Annotated in this window: 19 protein-coding genes and 3 pseudogenes; 7 read left to right on the forward strand and 15 right to left on the reverse strand. The window is 45.7% G+C overall.

Features of this window, described 5'->3' with window-relative positions:
- Positions 1 to 10 precede the first annotated feature (10 nt).
- From pstB to D368_RS12125, 8 genes and pseudogenes are all read right to left on the reverse strand, one after another.
- Positions 11 to 817, reverse strand: coding sequence for a phosphate ABC transporter ATP-binding protein PstB (gene pstB / locus D368_RS12090; RefSeq protein ID WP_017418152.1), 807 nt, complete (start codon positions 815 to 817; stop codon positions 11 to 13).
- Between the two features lie 18 nt (positions 818 to 835).
- Positions 836 to 1,720 (reverse strand): phosphate ABC transporter permease PstA, encoded by an 885-nt coding sequence (gene pstA, locus D368_RS12095; RefSeq protein WP_017418153.1) that lies wholly within the window; start codon positions 1,718 to 1,720, stop codon positions 836 to 838.
- Positions 1,720 to 2,649, reverse strand: a complete 930-nt coding sequence (gene pstC / locus D368_RS12100; protein ID WP_007612605.1) for a phosphate ABC transporter permease subunit PstC — start codon at positions 2,647 to 2,649, stop codon at positions 1,720 to 1,722. The genes pstA and pstC overlap by 1 nt, the downstream gene beginning before the upstream one ends.
- A 48-nt stretch (positions 2,650 to 2,697) precedes the next feature.
- Entirely contained in the window at positions 2,698 to 3,582 is an 885-nt protein-coding gene (locus D368_RS12105; protein WP_128574836.1) for a phosphate ABC transporter substrate-binding protein, read from the reverse strand.
- 174 nt (positions 3,583 to 3,756) lie between these two features.
- Positions 3,757 to 5,900: pseudogene (gene pbpA, locus D368_RS12110) on the reverse strand (penicillin-binding protein 2A).
- Between the two features lie 101 nt (positions 5,901 to 6,001).
- Positions 6,002 to 7,269 (reverse strand): annotated as a pseudogene (locus D368_RS12115) (MFS transporter).
- Between the two features lie 133 nt (positions 7,270 to 7,402).
- Complete coding sequence (gene sodA, locus D368_RS12120; protein WP_003153025.1) at positions 7,403 to 8,008, reverse strand: superoxide dismutase SodA; 606 nt, start codon at positions 8,006 to 8,008, stop codon at positions 7,403 to 7,405.
- A gap of 166 nt (positions 8,009 to 8,174) precedes the next feature.
- Complete coding sequence (locus D368_RS12125) at positions 8,175 to 8,657, reverse strand: DUF456 domain-containing protein (RefSeq protein ID WP_017418157.1); 483 nt, start codon at positions 8,655 to 8,657, stop codon at positions 8,175 to 8,177.
- A gap of 158 nt (positions 8,658 to 8,815) precedes the next feature.
- Here D368_RS12125 and D368_RS12130 point away from each other — a divergent pair, with 158 nt between their 5' ends.
- From D368_RS12130 to ispG, 3 genes are all read left to right on the forward strand, one after another.
- Complete coding sequence (locus D368_RS12130) at positions 8,816 to 9,580, forward strand: DUF1189 domain-containing protein (protein ID WP_044053471.1); 765 nt, start codon at positions 8,816 to 8,818, stop codon at positions 9,578 to 9,580.
- Between the two features lie 91 nt (positions 9,581 to 9,671).
- Complete coding sequence (locus tag D368_RS12135) at positions 9,672 to 9,974, forward strand: LysM peptidoglycan-binding domain-containing protein (RefSeq protein ID WP_003153022.1); 303 nt, start codon at positions 9,672 to 9,674, stop codon at positions 9,972 to 9,974.
- A gap of 132 nt (positions 9,975 to 10,106) precedes the next feature.
- On the forward strand, positions 10,107 to 11,225 hold the full coding sequence (gene ispG, locus D368_RS12140) for a flavodoxin-dependent (E)-4-hydroxy-3-methylbut-2-enyl-diphosphate synthase (RefSeq protein ID WP_169510269.1): 1,119 nt from the start codon (positions 10,107 to 10,109) through the stop codon (positions 11,223 to 11,225).
- Between the two features lie 34 nt (positions 11,226 to 11,259).
- Here ispG and D368_RS12145 read toward each other — a convergent pair whose 3' ends face one another.
- Complete coding sequence (locus D368_RS12145) at positions 11,260 to 11,637, reverse strand: DUF308 domain-containing protein (RefSeq protein WP_087920773.1); 378 nt, start codon at positions 11,635 to 11,637, stop codon at positions 11,260 to 11,262.
- 133 nt (positions 11,638 to 11,770) lie between these two features.
- Between D368_RS12145 and D368_RS12150 the strand changes: the two genes are divergently transcribed.
- Complete coding sequence (locus D368_RS12150) at positions 11,771 to 12,352, forward strand: hypothetical protein (RefSeq protein ID WP_128574837.1); 582 nt, start codon at positions 11,771 to 11,773, stop codon at positions 12,350 to 12,352.
- Positions 12,353 to 12,382: 30 nt separating this feature from the next.
- Here the strand turns inward: D368_RS12150 and zur are convergent, their stop codons facing one another.
- Together zur and D368_RS12160 are read right to left on the reverse strand one after the other, a co-directional pair.
- Entirely contained in the window at positions 12,383 to 12,793 is a 411-nt protein-coding gene (zur, locus tag D368_RS12155) for a zinc uptake transcriptional repressor Zur (RefSeq protein WP_003153018.1), read from the reverse strand.
- 123 nt (positions 12,794 to 12,916) lie between these two features.
- Positions 12,917 to 13,798, reverse strand: coding sequence for a YitT family protein (locus D368_RS12160; protein ID WP_003153016.1), 882 nt, complete (start codon positions 13,796 to 13,798; stop codon positions 12,917 to 12,919).
- A gap of 118 nt (positions 13,799 to 13,916) precedes the next feature.
- Here D368_RS12160 and D368_RS12165 point away from each other — a divergent pair, with 118 nt between their 5' ends.
- A complete protein-coding gene (locus D368_RS12165) occupies positions 13,917 to 14,171 on the forward strand; it encodes a DUF2624 domain-containing protein (RefSeq protein ID WP_003153013.1) in 255 nt (84 codons plus the stop codon).
- Positions 14,172 to 14,199: 28 nt separating this feature from the next.
- On the opposite strand, the gene D368_RS12170 is transcribed toward D368_RS12165, so the two are convergent.
- Both D368_RS12170 and D368_RS12175 read right to left on the reverse strand, forming a co-directional pair.
- The gene (locus tag D368_RS12170; RefSeq protein WP_069473506.1) at positions 14,200 to 15,093 is read right to left on the reverse strand and encodes a deoxyribonuclease IV; all 894 of its coding nucleotides are present in this window, start codon (positions 15,091 to 15,093) and stop codon (positions 14,200 to 14,202) included.
- An 11-nt stretch (positions 15,094 to 15,104) separates the two neighbouring features.
- A pseudogene (locus D368_RS12175) lies at positions 15,105 to 16,420 on the reverse strand (DEAD/DEAH box helicase).
- Positions 16,421 to 16,585: 165 nt separating this feature from the next.
- Here D368_RS12175 and vrrA point away from each other — a divergent pair.
- A complete protein-coding gene (gene vrrA / locus D368_RS12180) occupies positions 16,586 to 17,278 on the forward strand; it encodes a VrrA/YqfQ family protein (protein ID WP_101562276.1) in 693 nt (230 codons plus the stop codon).
- Positions 17,279 to 17,400: 122 nt separating this feature from the next.
- A complete protein-coding gene (locus tag D368_RS12185) occupies positions 17,401 to 18,345 on the forward strand; it encodes a 4-hydroxy-3-methylbut-2-enyl diphosphate reductase (protein ID WP_069473508.1) in 945 nt (314 codons plus the stop codon).
- A 21-nt stretch (positions 18,346 to 18,366) separates the two neighbouring features.
- On the opposite strand, the gene D368_RS12190 is transcribed toward D368_RS12185, so the two are convergent.
- Together D368_RS12190 and D368_RS12195 are read right to left on the reverse strand one after the other, a co-directional pair.
- Entirely contained in the window at positions 18,367 to 19,488 is a 1,122-nt protein-coding gene (locus D368_RS12190; RefSeq protein ID WP_128574838.1) for a Nif3-like dinuclear metal center hexameric protein, read from the reverse strand.
- Positions 19,481 to 20,185, reverse strand: coding sequence for a tRNA (adenine(22)-N(1))-methyltransferase (locus D368_RS12195; RefSeq protein ID WP_128574853.1), 705 nt, complete (start codon positions 20,183 to 20,185; stop codon positions 19,481 to 19,483). The genes D368_RS12190 and D368_RS12195 overlap by 8 nt, the downstream gene beginning before the upstream one ends.
- Positions 20,186 to 20,219 lie beyond the last annotated feature (34 nt).

Below are 20,219 nucleotides of genomic sequence, written 5' to 3' on the forward strand. Positions count from 1 at the left end.
GTCCTTCCCCCTATCCGAACTTTCCGTTAATGTAGTCATCTGTCTTTTGCGCTTTAGGACTCGTAAAAATTTGTTCTGTCTGCCCGTATTCCACCACTTCCCCGTTTAAAAAGAAAGCCGTTCGGTCAGACACCCTCAGCGCCTGCTGCATGTTATGCGTAACGATAATAATCGAATAATCTTTTTTCAGTTCTGTCAAAAGCGTCTCGATTCTGGCGTTTGAAATAGGGTCCAGAGCGGATGCCGGTTCATCTAAAAGAAGCACGGCAGGTTTCATCGCAAGCGTACGGGCGATACAAAGGCGCTGCTGCTGGCCGCCTGATAACGACAGAGCCGATGAATGAAGCCGGTCTTTGACTTCATCCCAAAGCGCCGCCTTCGTTAAGCTTTCCTCGACCGCATCATCCAAAACGGCTTTCCTGCGTTCCCCTGCATACTTCAGCGCATGTGTGATGTTATTGTAAATGGATTTCGGGAACGGATTCGGTTTTTGAAACACCATACCGATCTCCCGTCTGAGAGACACGACATTAATCGCTTCACCCAAAATATTCAGCCCTTCATAAAGGATCTCTCCCTCGCTTCTTGCCGAAGCAATGGCATCGTTCATTCTGTTAATCTGTCTCAAAAATGTTGATTTCCCGCAGCCGGACGGACCGATCAGAGCCGTCACCGCATGTTTTTCAATATTCATGTTTACGTCTTTTACCGCTTGTTTGTCACCGTAATAAATTGATAAATGCTTCACTTCCAAAATCGAAGACTCCGGCAAACGCTTTGTCTGTTCCGCTTGTTCCCTGATGATGTGATCAATCATGTTTTCGCCTCTTTCCGATTAATTTGCCGTAAGCTTTTTATAAATGACAGACCCGAGCCATCTCGCACAAAGGTTAAACAAGAGAACCGAAATCACCAGCACCGCCGAGCCGCCGTTTGCAATCGCTTCGGCGTCAGGGATGATTCCCTGCGTATTGACACTCCATATATGAACCGCCAGCGTCTCAGCCGGCCTGAAAATGTTGAAAGGAGATGATTCAGAAAACGGGTTCAAATCCGTAAAGTTCAGCCGCGGCGTTGTCAGCCCCGCTGTAAATAACAATGCGGCCGCTTCTCCGAATACTCTTCCTGATGCGAGAATGGCTCCGGTTAAAATCGAAGGAATCGCACTCGGAATCAGCACCGTTTTGACGGTATGCCATCTCGATACGCCTAAAGCGAGAGAAGCTTCTTTCAGCTCCTTAGGGACTGCAGTGAGCGCGCCTTCTGTCACCCGGACCATAACGGGAAGGTTAAAGACCGTTAATGCGAGCGCGCCCCCGATAATCGTGTAGCCCCATCCGGTCAAGTTTACAAACATCAGCATGCCGAACATCCCGATGACAATGGACGGAAGCGAAGACAGCACCTCAATACACGTTCTGATAAAATCGGTGATTTTATTTCGGGGCGCATATTCAGCCATAAAGACGCCGCCCCCCACACCAAGCGGTATCGTGATCAGCATGGTGATAAACAGAATGTAAAAGGAGTTAAAAAGCTGATCCCGTATTCCGCCGCCTGACGCAATGGCGCTCGATTTTGACGTAAGAAAATGCAAGGAGATTTCAGAGACGCCGTGAATAAGAATGTACAAAAACAGTCCTGCCAAAATCGCCGCGATTACAGCGGCGCATAACCCGAATACACCGGTGGCCAATTTATCCGTTATTTTCCGGTTCATTACACTTTCCTCCTAGATGACAAGTAGCGTATAAGCAATATAAACAGAAACGACATGATGAGAAGTACAAGCCCCATAGACCATAACGTATTATTTTCAATACTGCCGTATGTGGTATGGCCCATGTTTAACGTGATAATCGTCGTTAATGTTCCCGCCGTATCAAGCAGGCTTTCCGGCAGAAGCTTTGTATTTCCGATAACCATCTGTACGGCGAGTGCTTCTCCGAATGCTCTTGCCATCCCGAGCACGACAGCGGTCAGCAATGTCGGAAACGCCGCCGGGATAAGCACCTTTCTGATTGTCTGCCACCTCGTCGCACCAAGCGCGTATGAACCGTCGCGAAGGTGTTTCGGAAGTGACGCAAGCGCATCAGCGGAAATCGATGTAACAGTCGGCAGAATCATTACCGAGAGTACGATCGTCCCCGCCAGAAGGCTGTGACCCGTTCCGCTTGATTTAAAAGAGCCGATAAACGGAACCAATACTGTAAGACCTATGAATCCATAAACGACGGACGGAATGCCGACAAGCAGCTCAATTACCGGCTGCAGCACCTTTTTTCCCCAAGTCGGCGCAATTTCCGTCATAAACACGGCACCCGCAATACCGAGGGGCGCTGCGATCAGAGCGGACAGAACCGTGACCGCAAATGATCCGAAAATAAAAGGCAGCGCGCCGAACTCAGGTTTTGCCTGGGTTGGATTCCAATTCAGACTTGTTAAGAACTCAATCGGGCTTACACCATTTACAAAAAAAGATTGCAGCCCCTTTATGCCGAGAAAAATTGTGATCGCCGCTGATGCCGCAATGATAATCGCGGCACACACAGACACAATCACCCTTCCGCGGACTTCATCCAATTGCCTGTTTTGTTTTGAGCTTATTAAGCGTTCGCTTACAGACTCTTTTTCTCTGTGATTTATCATTTGTTTACACTCCTATAAAGAAGAAGAGGCGGGGAGCCCGCCCTCCCCTCAGCTTTGCTTGCCGTTTGCGTCACGTGTGACTTTCATATCAGAGATCGGAATGTAGCCCTGATCTTTTACGATACTTTTCTGTACTTCATCGCTGTTCATATAGTCAAGAAACGTTTTTGTAAGGCCTGACGCTTCACCTTTCGTATAAGAGTGCTCGTAAGCCCAAATCGGATACTCGCCTGTGACGACATTTTTCTCTTCCGGTTTGATGCCTCCGATCGATAAAGGCGTTACTTTGTCATCGTTTATATAAGAGAATGCCAGATAACCGATTGCTCCCGGCGTTTCCGCAATGATTTTTTTGACTGTATTGGAGGAATCCTCTGTAATGCCCTCTGCAGGCTCTGCTCCGTCAAGAGCATATTTGACGAACGTAGCGCGTGTTCCAGATGAATCAGGACGGTTCACGAGTGTAATTTTTTGATCTTTACCGCCAAGCTCTTTCCAGTTTTTAATTTTGCCTGTAAAGACGTCTGTGAGCTGTTTTTTGGTTATATCCTTTACGCCCGCACCGGGGTTGACCGCAGCCGCCATCGCCACTACCGCTACTCGGTGGTCTTTTAGGGCTTTCGCATCAATGCCTTCTTTTTCTTCAGCGAAGACATCTGAGTTGCCGATTTGCACTGCCCCTTCAGACACTTGCGAAAGTCCTGTTCCTGAACCTCCCGCTTGCACCTGCACATCAGCATCCGGATGTTTTTCCATAAACTTTTCCGCCGCTGCCAGTACTAACGGCTGCATGGCTGATGAACCAGAAATGGTTAAAGAACCTGATGCTTTTTTATCCTCACTTGCAGATTGACTGTCTGTCTTGCCGCTTTCCTTTGCATTTCCGCATGCTGCAGCAACAATCATAACAGCAGCCATCAGAAGCGTAAGCATCCATTTGTTTTTTTCATTTCCTGAATTCCCCCTGCATTTAATGTGTAATTTGTCCTACACGTATAGAGTAAAGGGTTCTTGTAAAATGCGTATAAATCAAGTGTTAAGATTTTGTAAATCCGGATGTTTTTTTGTATAAAAAAAAAACGCTCACAGGTTGTGAGCGTTTTTCTGTTAGTTGCTTGTATTGCCATTTTCAGCGTCTTCCTGAATTTTATCTTCGTTTTTCTGCTTCGTATTATTTTCTTCTTGTTTCTTTTTCAGCTCAAAGTATTTGTCCAGAGCTGCTCTTCCTATATCATTCGTAATCGAATATCGATCGCTGTAATTAATATAGGCCCAAGGAACGACTACAGAAATAGCCACTTCCGGATTATCAGCAGGTGCATACGCGACAAGAGTCGTATTATACGTTCCTTCACCCGTCTCTGATTTGTCAGGACCGTCATAGAAAGATTGCGCCGTACCCGTTTTACCGGCAGGACTGTATGTCGCCGTCGCAAAATCAGTTGCGGCTGTCCCTTTTGTCATGACACGTCTGAAACCTGCCTGCACTTCTTTAATGTCTGCATGATTCATATCAATCTTATTCAGTACTTGAGGCTGAACAGACTCTACAACGGCTCCGATTCCTTTTTTCGAATCAGGCTGTCTGACCTCTTTTACAAGCTGAGGTTTCAAACGATAGCCTCCATTGGCGATCGTTGATACATACTGCGCCATTTGCAGCGGTGTAAACGTATCATACTGCCCGATGGCAAAGTCTAACAGAAGACCGGAAATTCGCTGTGTCCCTTGGTACCCGGTTGCTTCATTCGGAAGATCAATCCCCGTCTTAACTCCGAGTCCGAACTGATTGAAGTAGTATCTGAAAGTATCGAATGCCTTCATATCAAGCGGCAGGGACTGGCCTTTTTTGTACTCCCCTTTACCGACAGCAATCGCCGTTTTGAACATGAACACGTTTGATGATTCCTGAAGCGCTTTTTGGATATCTACGGGACCTAAATTTGTCCATGATTTTTCGGGTTTTACTTCCCTTGAAATACATAGGTTCATCCTGGAAAACGGTGTTCAAATTAATCGCGCCCGTCTGCAGTCCGGTCAACACCGTCGCTCCTTTGACCGCCGATCCCATTGCGTAGGAGGAAGTCATTGCGCCGAGGGCATAATCATTAATTTTGTACTTTCCATGGTCATTCGTAATCTGCTTGCCGGCCATCGTCAGCACTTCTCCGTTTTTCGGGTTCATCATGACGACGAAGGCCCGATCAAGAAGCTTCGTGCTCGGTCTCGCTTTTGCCGATCTTAAATTTTTCTCAATGATTTTTTCAACGGATTTCTGCAGGTCCATATCAATGGATAAAACAAGGTCTTTGCCGGCCTGTCCTTTTGAAATCACTTTGCTGCCCGTGACATTTCCGGATGAGTCGGTTAAGTTCTGCACTTTCTCTTTCTGACCCTGCAGCAGGCTTTCATATTGATATTCTAAATAGCTTTTTCCGACCCTGTCATTCCGGCTGTAGCCGAGTGACAGATAGTGATCCAGCAGATTGGAAGGAAGACCTTCGTTCGCACTGGATACACTGCCGAGCAATGTCCGGATCAGGCTTTTATAAGGATAAGACCGTTCCCAGTCAGACGTCACGTCAACTCCCGGCAGTTCATCTAAATGTTCGCTGACGACGGCCATTTCTTTTGCCGACACCCCTTCATTTTTGATGTATTGAGGCGTCAGTGAATAGCCTGAATCCATCTGCCTTTTGATCGCAAGGATCTGCATATCTTTTGAAGTGAGCTCATTCAGCTGTTTGTCTGTGATACGTTTCAGCTGAAGCTGATATAAATCATCTTCAGACAGTTTTTTGTCTTCAGCTTTTTGCTTTTCTTCGGCCGTAATCAGTTTTTTCGCTTCATCAGGCCTCGTTAACATCCAATAGTCTTTTTTATCCCGCTCAGTCACCTTTTTGGTGCTTACCTTAATCATACCCGACAGTTTTTTTGCGATTTTTAAACGCTGCGCCTGGGTGGTTGAGGCTGAACGTGTATATGTAATCGCATTTAATGCTTTATTCGTTACGATGGGATTTAGGTTCCGGTCGTATATTTTCCCTCTCGGAACCGCCGTGCTGACATCAGACTCCTCCTGCTTATTAGCGGCGTTTTTATAATCATCACCCTGAACAATCTGCTTGATGCCAAGCTCGACGATAATCCAAGTGAAAATAAGAAACGCGGCCAAAAACAAAAATTAAGCCGGATCGGCAGTGATTTTTCTTTTCTTTGTTTACAGCTATTTTCTTTTTATTTCTCCTCATGACATCACCTTTTCTTATTTACAGAAAGAAATGACACCTTCTGTTCAGGTGCCATTTTTCATTCTAAAGGTTTTTTCGATATTTTTCTACAGATAACCCTTTTATCTTTCTCCTTTTATAAAATTCGGTTCCGCCGCCTGTTTTTGTCGGTCTTCTTCTACTGTTTCATCAGAAGTTTCCGTATCCAGTCTGATGTCTTTTATAAAGTAATAAATCAGCGGATGGCCGGCTCCGAGCAGCACGAGCGCCGCCGGTATTCCCACTTTTTCCTTGAATAATGTAACGATTACAAGGAAACAAAGGATGGAAACGATCCGGCCCGCATTTAAAAATAACTCCCTGAGCACAATGTATTCAATTCTGGCTTTTCTGGCAAGACGCGCCCGGCCTATCACATCATATGTAAGCGAGACATACGGCACGAGCAGAACTGGATAGCCGATCGCAATAAACACTCCGTACAAAAGGAGCGTCGTGAAGCTCATTTTAAAAATGATGAGAAACAGGGCGCCGTACAAGATCAATCCGCCGATAAGAATCGCCTTTTTCCGCGCTCTTTTTTGATGAGCCTTGATGCAAAATAATAGGCAAAAAAGAAACCGCGGAATTGACGAGACCGAATGTTCCGAGCGCCAGCTCACTGTTTGTCGCAATGAATACAAATACGCTGATTAAAAAACAAAAATCCCTTCTCTCAAGCCTTGAAAAAAGTGCGCGTTGGTAATCCGGCGCCAATTCAGATTCGTGTGGCGCTCATCAAAAACTTTTTTCAGCATAAACCGGCCTTTCGACTCCCTCCGCTTCAGAAAAAAGCTCATGACCACGGCAAGGGCAAATAAGCCGAGCGACAGGCTGAAAATGATTGTATAACCCGTATTGTTTTCAAGTCTTGAAATGACATATCCGGCCACAATCGGACCGATCATGCCCGCCGATGAAGACAAAATGCCTAAAAACCCGTTAAAAAATCTCTCGTTTCCGGTTCCGTAATTTCGAACGTCAGCACATTAAAAGCCAGCCAGTAAAAGCCGTATCCAACTCCGAGCACGGCCCCTATCAAAACGAGACGGGAAGCCGCAGTTTCTCCGGCAAGCAGCACACTTAAATAAAAAGCCGCCAAAAAGATAACGCCGAACCTGAGAATAAACACCCTGTCGATTTTTTTAGCCAGCCGGCCAGCCAGCAGAAAGGTAACCGGCTGCATCGTTACGACCGACAAATTGTATATGGCCAAATCAATAAATTTTCCCGACTGCTTCCACAAATACACGTTGACAAATGTATTTGACAGCGCGATGCCCAATGAGTAAAGGCCGCCAATCGTCAATAACAGCAGCAGCCCTTTATTTATTTCGATGTCGCCGATAATTTTTTTATTTTGCTCATCATTGACTCCCCTTTACTACACATTAGTTTGTCTCACTCAAACTGAGATATGTAAAAGGATTCAAAGTCAATAAAAAACAAGGCCTCCCGCGGGAGACCTTGTTTGATCGAACTATTTATTTTGCTTCGCTGTAAAGACGGGCAACTTCATCCCAGTTCACAACATTCCAGAAAGCTGAAATGTAATCAGGACGGCGGTTTTGGTAGTTCAGGTAGTACGCATGCTCCCAAACATCAAGACCGAGGACAGGCGTTTTACCCTCTGAAAGCGGTGAATCTTGGTTTGGCGTGCTTGTAATTTCAAGTTTGCCGTTGTTTACAACAAGCCAAGCCCAGCCTGAACCGAAACGGCCGGCAGCTGCTGCGGCGAATTTTTCTTTAAATTGATCGAAGCTTCCGAACGTGCTTTTGATCTCTTCAGCAAGCTCACCAGTCGGTTCGCCTCCGCCGTTCGGAGATAAAAGAGTCCAGAATAAAGAGTGGTTGGCATGTCCGCCGCCATTGTTGCGGACAGCTGTGCGGATGTCCTCCGGCACTGCGTTCAAATCAGCAACAAGCTCATCTACAGATTTCTCTGCAAGCGCTGATCCTTCGATCGCTTTATTGAGGTTTGTCACGTATGTGTTATGGTGCTTCGTATGATGAATCGTCATCGTTTCCTTATCGATATGAGGTTCTAAAGCATCATAAGCGTAAGGCAATTCTGGAAGTTTGTAAGCCATAATTTTTTTCCTCCTTTAAATATATGTACTGAAATGCCGCTTAACGCGAACTTTTCTAATCTCAATGTAACAAAAGAAAGCATGGTAATCAATGAAAAAGCTCACAATCCGGCGATTCCAGCAGACATATTACACTTTATCCGTTCACTGCCGAAATTAAACCTTTCTAAAGCACCGTCCATAAGAAATATCCGATCATAAAGAGCTGAATGACACCTTTTGCCGCCACGCTTGTTAAAAAGCCGATTAACGAGCCGAGCCCCACTTTTGCCGCGGACTTGATATCCTTTTGATGAACAAACACCTCAGCGCAGACAGCACCGATAAACGGGCCTATTATAATGCCTGCCACGGGAATAACGAAGGGCCCGATCAACAATCCGATCGTGCTTCCCCAGATTGCCGCCCTGCTTCCTCCGTACCTTTTAACGCCAAGTAAATTTGACACATAATCAGCTGCAAATAAAACGGCCGCAAATACCGCCTCAATGAGCCAAAACAGGTAAGAATAAGGACTGAAGGAAAACAAAAATCCGTAGAGAAGAAAACCGGCCACAATAAAAATAACGCTTGGAATCACCGGGTATACAAGCCCGATAAAAGCAATGACGAAGACCGCAATGATAATCAGCCAATACAAAACACTCATGACAAAAACACCCTCCTTTGTTTTGCGGGCGATCACCGCTTCCCGCTTTATCTTATTATGTATGATTCCTTATCACCGCTTTAAATACTCTCACTTGTGTTCATCCCCTGTGAACGATACAATAAGCAACATATACCAGTTTAGGCTAGGAAGTGAAGATGTTGAACATATTTACGGCTTTATTGAAAAGTACATACTCTCCGGCAGATATTGCAAAAACACGGTTTCAGGGGATAGGAAAAGCGATCCTTTATGTATTTTTGCTGTCTGTCCTTTTTACGCTGCCAAGCGCTTATTACCTTTGCTCCGGCACCGTAAACTCAATGAACGGTTTCAAAACCGTGTTAAAGAAAGATTTCCCTGATTTCAGCATTTCAAACGGAGAATTGCAGACGAAAGCGTCCGCCTCTAAGGAAACGGAAGCGAACGGGTTCGTCATCGTGTTTGATCCCACAGATGCTTACGGAGCGAAACAAATAGCGGCGAAACAAAATGCGATCGGCATTTTGAAAAATAAAATGGTGCTTGCTGTAGACGGACAGGCGACAGAAATGAATTATTCGCTGATGCCTGCCGATATCACAAAAAAAGAAATCATATCAGCATTAAACCAAAATAAAACAATGATCGTCACCGTCCTGTCCGTTCTGCTGTTCATCATGACAGCGGCCGGCAAATTCATTGAAGTATCATTTCTCGCCGTCATCGGCCTGATATTGAAAAATGCGCAAAGAAAGACATTGAATTACCAGCAGCTCTGGAAGCTTTCGGCTTATTCCATTACACTTTCGACCGTATTCTTTACGATCATGCGCGCGCTTGTTATTACGGTGCCGAGTGAATTTTTAGTGAATTGGTTTGTAAACTTTATCATCCTTTTCCTCGTCTTAAAAGAGATACCGCCAAGAAAAACAGCTGTGTAACAAAGACTGCCCCCGGCGGTCTTCTTTTTTGTCATGAACAAAATGGGACAAGCATACAATGAAGTAAAAATGTATGCGGGAGGCGGTTGGAATGAAGCGGCTTACTTTTGTATTCGGCAGTTTATTTGTGATATTCATTATCTTTTACGATCTTAAAATCGGCACGATCCCTTCTCAAGACCTTCCAGCATACGCAGCGGCGGCACAGCCAGCCCAACAGGAAGCTTCATACAGAACGGTTACGGTCAAAAAAGGCGATACGGTGATGTCGATAGTCGGCGCACATAAAGCGCCAGATGATATTGCACAAGATTTTGAGGCGCTGAATCCGAATGTAAAAGCAAACGCCATTCAGGCAGGCACCGCTTATAAATTCCCCGTCTACCGCAATTAAACGTTAATTTCTTGTCAGTTCGGCAAATACACTGTTACAATATAACATGTAAATAGAAGTTGCCTGACATGTAAAAGGCTCAGCCTGCAAAAGCGGTAACTACAATTAAGGAGCGATTGACAAGTGAGTGAAATCACACATCGTACAAAAACGCGTCCCGTCAAAGTGGGACCTTTAACAATAGGCGGAAATAACGAAGTCGTCATTCAGAGTATGACGACGACCAAAACACACGACGTAGAAGCAACAGTTGCGGAAATCAACCGTTTAGCCGAAGCCGGCTGCCAAATTGTCCGGGTGGCATGTCCGGACGAACGCGCCGCTAACGCAATTGCCGACATCAAAAAACAAATTTCCATCCCTCTCGTTGTCGATATTCATTTTGACTACAAGCTTGCATTAAAAGCAATTGAGGGCGGGGCCGACAAAATCAGAATCAACCCGGGAAACATCGGCCGCCGCGAAAAAGTGGAAGCCGTCGTAAAAGCAGCGAAAGAAAAAGGAATTCCGATCCGGATCGGCGTAAACGCGGGTTCTTTGGAAAAACGCATTTTAGAAAAATACGGCTATCCGACTGCTGACGGAATGGTTGAGAGTGCGCTTCATCATATCAAAATCCTGGAAGACCTTGACTTTCACGACATCATCGTCAGCATGAAAGCGTCTGACGTCAATCTAGCCATAGAAGCATACGAAAAAGCTTCAAAAGCATTTGATTATCCGCTCCACCTCGGAATTACAGAATCGGGCACGCTGTTTGCCGGAACGGTAAAAAGCGCGGCCGGACTCGGAGCGATTTTAAGCAAAGGAATCGGAAACACGCTCCGGATCTCTCTGAGCGCCGACCCGGTTGAAGAAGTAAAAGTAGCCAGAGAACTGCTGAAATCATTCGGTCTTGCTTCAAACGCGGCTACGCTTATTTCATGCCCGACATGCGGACGGATCGAAATTGATCTCATCAGCATCGCAAATGAAGTGGAAGAATACATTTCAAAAGTCAAAGCGCCGATTAAAGTAGCGGTTCTCGGATGTGCCGTTAACGGACCGGGAGAAGCAAGAGAAGCCGATATCGGGATTGCCGGCGCGCGCGGCGAAGGACTTCTTTTCCGCAAAGGCCAAATCGTCCGCAAAGTCCCTGAAGAAACAATGGTCGAAGAGCTCAAAAAAGAAATCGACAAGCTGGCAGAAGAACACTATGCAAAGCTTGAAGCAGAAAAAGCAAAAGCAGAACAAGAAACACAAAAAGCTTGACGGATATTCCGCCAAGCTTTTTTTTTGCGTTGTGTTAAAAAAACGGTGTAATGAAGATGCCAAGCACAAGGGAAACAATACCGATTCCCATCGCCCATCCGCCTAAAGCGCCTGCTCCTCTTCTTCTGGCGATATAGCCGACGATAATGCCGCATGCCCCTAATAAAACAGGGAGCACAAACAGGGAAATGATAGAAATAGCCAATGCTGCATACCCTATCCCCCGGCCTTCACTTACTCCGTCCCGATTATCATCACGGTCTGCTGCCCGGTCAGAAGCACGATATGGCTCTGAGATTTCGGCCGCTGTTTCTTCTGAATAAACATCACGCGTGATATCGGTTCCTTCCGATCCATGATCTACATAGTAATCGTTGCCTTTTCGATTTTCGTAATCGTATGCCACCTTCAATTCCCCCTTTTTCTTTTATGAAAGGAGCTTTTTTAGTTTCCGCGTTTTTTACGAATTCATGTTTGCTAAACTTTTCTGGTATTGTTAATTGTTTATGTTACACTTGAAGGGATGAATTTATAGGAGTGTGGACATGTTACGGTTAGGTATAGATATTGACGGCACAGTTACGGCACAGGATACATTTGTCCCTTATTTAAACCGCTCATTTCATCTTTCCATTACCTTGGATGATATGACTGATTATGATCTGACGAAGCTTTTGAACATTACAGACGAGGAATTTTGGGAATGGATGAACGTTCATGAAGCAGCCATATATAAAGAAGCGAAGCTCGCGGAATTTGCCAAGCAGGCACTGGACGGACTGAAAGAAGAGCACCGTCTTATCTACATTACGGCAAGACGCGGCCATTTAGAAGATGTTACGCTGGACTGGTTTGCAAACCGGGACATTCATTACGATCACATTGAGCTTGTCGGAGGCCATCACAAAGTGGAAGCCGTCAAAAAACACGGCATTGATTTATTTTTCGAAGATCACCACGGCAACGCGACAATGATCGCAAAAGAAGCAGGCATTCCGGTTATCCTTTTTAACTCCCCATATAATCAGCTCCCCATCGATTCCAATATTATCAGGGTGCAGAATTGGATTGAAGCCGTCGCCTGGATTCATAAAAACAAACACAGCTTTCAGCATGTTAAAAGCTGAAAAAAACCTCCTGTATAAGCAGGAGGTTTTTTATCGGCACGCCGGACAGGTGCCGTAAATTTCAAACTTATGGCCGCTGATTTCATACCCTTCCAAATCATCGTGCAGCTTATCCATCGGACAGGACTCAATTTCCTTCGTTTTCCCGCAGGTTAAACAGATAAAATGGTGATGATGATGGGTATAAGAGCATGTAAAACGGAACAGTTTTTCTCCGGAAAGCTCCGTCGTTTCCAAAATGCCGAGTTCTTCATATAACGAAAGATTTCTGTATATGGTATCAAAGCTCAGACCCGGATAGTCGTCATTTAATGCGGCAAGCACGTTTTTGGCGGTCAGATATTTATCAGAATCAGCAAAAAGCTGCAGCATGTCTTCTCGCTTACTCGTATATTTATACCCTTTTTCTTTCAGCAGGTTCAACGCTTCTTGTACGTTCATGAGGACCTCCCCTTTACAACACGGTATCGCTCCAAAAAGAAAATGGCAGCTGTCTGAACAGCAGGCCATTTTCTTATGATGTATCAAATTATACCTATAAAATGATGAAAAGTAAATGAAAGCCTAGTGAATCGCGGTTTTGAACTTACCGCCCCTCGTTTCATGGGTATTCATGATCGTAATAAAGGCGTTTTTATCAATTTCAAACACAATGGATTTCAATTTAGTCACTTCAAGCCTTGTCACGACCGCGTAAATGACTTCTTTGGATTCATCCGTATATCCGCCTTTTCCCTGAAGCTTGGTGGTTCCCCTTCCAAGCCGGTGCAAGATTGCGTCTGAAATTTCCGCATACTGATCTGCCACAATAATGACCGCTTTTGTTTCATCAAGCCCCTGGATCACGGCGTCAATCGTTTTCATGGCAATATAATAAGTCATGAAAGAATACATCGCCTGCTCCGGACCGAACACAAAACCGGCCCAAATAAAAATAAACACATTGATGAGCATAACGAATTCTCCGACTGAGAAGGGCAGCTTTTTTGTGAGAAGGATACCGAGTATTTCAGTACCGTCCATCGAGCCTCCGTTTCGGATGACAAGGCCTACCCCGAAACCGAGCAAAAGCCCGCCGAATACCGTCGCCAAAATAGGCTGGGTCGTAATGGCCTCCACATGGTGCAAGGAGGATTCAATCAGCGCTAAACCGACAATTCCGATAACAGTAGAGATGAGAAATGTTTTTCCGATATATTTATATCCGAAAATCATAAATGGAATGTTGAGTAACACAACGAATAAGGCGAAATTGAGGAGGGGATTGGACATAAAGAGGTGGTCTAAAATTAATGAAACACCGATAATGCCTCCGTCGATAAAATTATTAGGGACCAGAAACAATTCAATACTTACGGCGGCTGAACCCGCCCCGATCAGAATCATGATGACCCTGAAGATAAAGTGTAAAAATGATTCTCTTTTGTGCTGTTTATTTGGGGTCATAAAATCTCCTTTCCTGTAATAACTATTTTAAACAGTAAGCAACTTCATTTTACCATTAAAAGCCGTAACATTTTAATGATTTGCTCAATACATTATGTCTAAAGAGGTGAAAGTATCGATGATTTTAATACAAAGAATTATTTTGCAGCGGCTCAATCAAGTCACTGCGGACGATCTTCTGAAATATTCCAAGCAATACGGAATCAGCATTACGAGAAGTCAAGCGGCTGAGGTAGCGGCTCTGATGCACGGAAAAAACATCAATATTTTTGATGAACAGGAGCGGCTGCGCCTGCTGAAAAAAGTGGAAACGATAACCTCAAAAGAAACGGCTCGGAAAGTTGACGAACTTTTCAATCAATTCTCAGGATAAAAAAGGAGGGGCAATTCCCCCTCCTTTTTTATTGAGCTGATATTTTTTCAAGAAGCTCCTGATCAAACTGCTTTTCTTTCAGCATTTCGATTTCAAAACGGTACGGCGGCTTCTTATTTTTCTTGTCTTCGCCTACATACGGTGTTTCGAGGATTTTCGGAATATCGGCAAGCTGCTCGTGATGAACGATGTACTGCAGAGCGTCAAAACCGATCTCTCCGAACCCGATATTTTCATGGCGGTCTTTCCGGGCGCCTTTAATATTTTTACTGTCATTCACATGAAGGACTTTTATCCGATCGATGCCGACGATTTTATCAAACTCGTTAAGAACACCGTCAAAATCATTGGCAACATCATACCCGGCGTCATGGGTGTGGCAAGTGTCAAAGCAGACGGATAGATGTTCATTATGCGTAACCCCCGAAATGATCTCGGCCAGCTCTTCAAAGCTTCTTCCGCATTCTGATCCTTTGCCCGCCATTGTCTCCAGCGCAATCTGCACGTGTTGACCGGGAACAATCACTTCGTTTAAACCTTCAATGATTTTTTTGATGCCCGTCTCAGCCCCGGCTCCGACATGCGCTCCCGGATGAAGCACGATCTGTTTTGCGCCGATCGCTGCCGTTCTTTCAATTTCAGAACGCAGAAAATCAACGCCCAGCTCAAACGTTGCCGGATTTGTCGTATTTCCGATGTTAATGATGTACGGCGCATGCACGACAATCTCGTCGATGCCGTTTTCCTTCATATGGGCGCGGCCCGCTTCAATATTCAAGTCTTCAATTTTTTTGCGGCGCGTATTTTGGGGAGCGCCCGTATAGATCATAAATGTGTTCGCCCCGTATGAAACGGCTTCCTTGCTTGCAGCAAGGAGCATATGTTTTCCGCTCATTGAGACGTGTGAGCCTATTTTCAGCAACCCGATTCCCCCTACTTTCCTCTGTTAGATTGGTTTCTTCTCTGCTTCTTTCTGATTTTTTCCATTTCGTAGCTCATTTTCTTTTTATAGCCCGGCTTTACTTTTTCGGCTTTTTCACAAGGCGTTTCGCCATTTGGTCAGCCTCATTTGCCGTCTTTTTGCGATTTTTGCGGCGGTGGCGGTCATCACCTTTCTTCCATTCGCCGTTTACAAGCTCCGCATATTCAAACACAATACCCATCTTTTCGAGTCTTACGAGCGCATCTTCGTCAGAAAGCTCATAAATGGTCAGTGCTTGGCCTGATGAACCGGCGCGTGCGGTTCTCCCGACGCGGTGAACATAAAAATCCAGATCGTCCGGAAGCTCATAGTTGATGACGTGGCTTACGCCTTTAATGTCAATTCCTCTTGCCGCAAGGTCTGTCGCAATGACATAAGTGAATTCCAGATCATTAATCTGCTTCATTACCTTCTTACGCTCACGCGGCGTTAATCCCCCGTGCAGAAGACCGATCCTCATGCCCTTTTCAGTCAGGTATTTCGCAATATGGTCAGCCGTGTTTTTCGTATTGGCAAACACAATGCCCAGATAAGGGTTCAGATGAGACATCATATCAAAAAGCAGTTTGTCTTTATCACGCTGTTTAGAAGGAACCAAAACATGTTCAATCTTTTCGGCTGTGATTCTTTTCGGCTCAACATGCGCGTACTTCGGATTTTCCATATACTTTTTCAAAAACGGCTTCAGCTTTTCCGGAATCGTAGCTGAGAACACAAGCATCTGAAGTTCTTCCGGCATCCGCGATCCGATATAATCAACGTCTTCTAAAAAGCCCATGTCAAGCATCAGATCAGCTTCGTCAATGACGAGAGACTGCGCTTTATAGACGTTCAATGCCTGCGCCTTAATCAGATCCGCGATCCGGCCCGGCGTTCCGACGACGAGATGAGGCTGTGTTTTCAGCTTATCAATTGATTTTTGCTTGTCCGTCCCGCCGATAAAACATTTTGTCCGGATCGGCTCATCTTCCGCACCCTGTGTGATTTTGAGCGCTTCCTGATGAATCTGATTGGCAAGCTCTCTCGTCGGCGCCGTGATAACAGCCTGCACTGTATCAGAACCCGGATCAATCCGATTCAAAATTGGCAATAAATAGGCGTGGGTTTTCCCCGTCCCCGTCTGGGACTGGCCGATCACGCTTTCGTTTTTCAGTACGGCAGGTATCAGCCGCTTTTGAATATCTGTCGGTTCATAAAAACCAAGGCGGTGAACTGCATCTATAATAAACGGTTTTAAGTTGTATCCATCAAATTTAGTTTCTTTCATTTTTCCCAGCTCCTTAAAGCGGCACATTCTGTGTCCATCATCACATTATAACCGATTTTATTTAAAAACACCATGTCTTGGGGGAATCCTGTTTTTGAGACAGAAAAGCAAATGCCCCCTCCGATGCATATTGTAATAGCAGAGAGACAGAAAGGAGGTACAAGTATGTTTCCACAGCAGCCGATGAGAAATATGGCGCAACAGGGCCGGCCGTTGATGAATCCGCGTATGATGATGGGAGGAAGACCGTCATTGCCGGGCCGGCAGCTGATGCAGCAGGGCCGGCAGCTTTTCCCTCAGCAGCAGATTGCCGGAGCGGGCCTGAGAAACGCAGGCACGGGCGGCGGAGGGGGCTTAAAAGGGATGCTTTCCCGTTTTTTACCCGGTTCAGGAGGAGGAAGCGCTGCCGCGTCTGCACCGGCGGCCAGCGGAGGAGCAGGTGCAGGACTGCAGGGAATACAGAACCTGGCAAGTCCGGCATCCCTGTCGAGCATGCTCGGCAACGTTCAGAAGGTGCTCGGCGTGGCGCAGCAGGTTACGCCGATGATCCAGCAGTACGGTCCTTTAGTACGGAGTCTGCCCGCCATGATGAAGCTTTACAGCCAATTAAGCAGCAGCGATGATGAGAATGAATCTGACGAGACAAAAGAAACAGACGAACAGGACAAAAAGGATGAAGCCGAAAAAACAGATGAAACAGAAGATGAAAACAAATCAGACGCCTCATCCAAAACATCAAAGAAGACGTCAAAAAAAGCATCCGCTTCAAAAGAAAAAGACGCCGCACAGGCAGAATCAGCGGAACAGCCGCGTCCAAAAAGAACATCGGGCAGATCAAAGCCGAAATTATATATTTAACATTCTTTGATATCTCACGAAAGATTAGCTATAATGAGATCAGAAGAATGCAAGATTTGAGCCGTTTAACTACGGCTTTTTATATTGCCTCTACACTCACTTTTGATAGGAGGACATCTACATTGGACGTTATCAAAATATCGCCGCGCGGCTACTGTTACGGCGTTGTTGATGCCATGGTCATAGCCAAAAACGCGTCACTCGATAAAACATTGCCAAGACCTATATATATACTCGGAATGATTGTTCATAATAAGCATGTCACAGATGCGTTTGAGGAAGACGGCATTTACACGCTTGACGGCACAAACCGTCTGGAGATTTTAAAGAAGGTGGAAAAAGGAACCGTTATTTTCACAGCTCACGGGGTATCTCCGGAAGTAAGAAAAGCCGCTGAGGAAAAAGGGCTTGTTACGATTGACGCCACATGCCCGGACGTCACGAAAACACATGACTTAATCCGAAAAGTAAAAGCTGAAGGCTATCACGTCATATACATCGGCAAAAAAGGCCACCCCGAGCCTGAAGGAGCCGTCGGCGTCGCTCCTGAAATCGTTCATCTCGTTGAAACAGAAGAAGACGTGAGAAATCTCGATATTCAGGCTGAGAAATTAATCGTTACAAACCAAACGACAATGTCCCAGTGGGACGTCCACGATATTATGGAATCAGTCAAAGAAAAGTACCCGCACGTGGAATACCACCAGGAAATCTGCCTGGCCACACAGGTTCGTCAAGAAGCTGTATCAGAGCAGGCAAAAAAAGCGGACTTAACCATTGTTGTCGGCGATCCGAAAAGCAATAACTCCAACAGGCTGGCTCAAGTGTCAGAAGAAATCGCCGGAACAAAAGCCTACCGAATCGGAGACATCAGTGAACTGAAGCTCGAATGGCTGAAAGACGTCAATACCGTCGCCGTTACCGCAGGCGCATCAACACCGACACCGATTACAAAGGAAGTCATCCGCTTTTTAGAGCAGTTTGACCACAACGATGAATCGACATGGCAGCTTGAACACAGTGTGCCGCTCAAAAAAATCCTTCCGAAAGTAAAAATAAAAAACTGAGGCCCGGGGCCTCAGTTTTTTTTATAAGAAGGTAAATGGGTTTGTATCTGTTTCGGAAGCGAAAATGCGCACGTCATAGTTTTTCTCTCCGGCCATTGCCGTAAGCTTCTCAGCCGTGCCTTTTCTCATGATCTTTTCAGCATAATGCCCCGGGTCCACGACGTTTAATCCCATCATCATCGCATCATGCGCTACATGAAAATAAAGGTCGCCCGTCACGTAAACATCTGCACCTTTCCGCTTTGCCTGATTAATATATTTATTTCCGTCGCCGCCAAGAACCGCGACTTCTTTCACCTTGCTGTTTCGCTCTCCGACCATCCGGACTCCGTTAACGTCAAACTTTTCTTTCACAAACAGAGCAAACTCTTCAAGCGTCATGTCCTGCTGAAGTTTTCCGATCCGGCCGAGGCCTTTTTCAAGCGGAGACTGCTCCACCGGATAAATATCATACGCCACCTCTTCATACGGATGGCTTTTTTTCAGCGCTTTTACGACGGTTTTCTCCATACTTGCCGGAAAAACGGTCTCAAGTCTCACTTCATGGACGAGTTCCAGCTCTCCCGTCTGTCCGATAAACGGGTCTGCCCCCTCCAGCGGCTTAAAGCTCCCGATTCCCTCAGAAGAGAACGCGCAATGGCTGTAATTGCCGATATGTCCCGCTCCGGCGTTGCCGAGCGCGGTTCTTACAGCTTCTTCATAATCTTTCGGAACGTATACGGCAAGTTTTTTCATCGGGTCCGAATATGTCGGGACGAGCACTTCTGTGTCTGTCAGACCGAGAGCTTCGGCAAGCAGATCGTTAACACCGCCGTCCGCTACATCAAGATTCGTATGAGCCGCATATACGGCAATATCATGCTTTATACATTTCTCAATCAGTCTTCCGCCCGGCTGATCAGTGGTGATCTGTTTAAGCGGCCGAAAAATCGGCGGATGGTGGGCGATAATTAAGTCAACTTTTTTCTCAATGGCTTCATCTACCGTTTGTTCCAGAACATCCAGTGTCACCATGACATTTTTCACCGGCTTATTCAATGTACCGATCTGCAGTCCGATTTTATCTCCTTCCACCGCATAAGCCTTCGGTGAAAATTGTTCAAACAGCTGGATGATTTCCTGTCCGTTCACATGTTTAGGCATGTCCGATTACCTCCTTCAGCAGAGAAATCCGCTCTTTCAATTCAGCTAATTTTTCATGATTTTCATGCTTTGCGCTGCGGCTGATCTGTTCATAAATTTGTTCAGTATGCTTAAGTTCCTGGCTCCATTTCCGAAGAAACACTTCGTTCCTCTCTTTTAATAAAAACGGACCCGCAAGCATTCCGGCAGCCATCGGCACGTCCTGATACGGCGCATCACGGTCGCCAGTTTCCGCAACGAGGATTTCATAACACTTTCCGTCTTCTTCGAGAATCACTTCATCAAGCAGTTCATAACCTTCCTGATACAGCCACTCTCTTATATGAACGGCATGAATATTCGGCTGCAGAATCAGCCGTTCACGCCCCGTCAATTTCGTTTTTCCGGACTCCAAAATATGAGCGATCAGCGCTCCGCCCATGCCAGCGATCGTAATGGCGCCGGCTTCTCCTTTTTCAAGGACGCTCAGCCCGTCACCTTTCCTTACGGAGATAAGAGTGCTTAAGTCCAGTTTTTCCACCTGCTGTTTGGCGGATAGAAACGGTCCGTCTGTAATTTCACCGGCGATTGCGCGGCTTGCCAAATGATTCAAAACGGCATAGCAAGGAAGATACGCGTGGTCTGACCCGATATCAGCAACCAGAGCATCCGGAGGGATATATTCCGCCACAGACTGCAATCTTTTAGATAACTTCATTTCATTCACAATATCACAACTTTTCTCAGGTTCT

It is taken from the genome of Paenibacillus lentimorbus NRRL B-30488 (genome assembly GCF_000411595.1).
Taxonomy (GTDB): Bacteria; Bacillota; Bacilli; order Bacillales; family Bacillaceae; genus Bacillus; species Bacillus velezensis.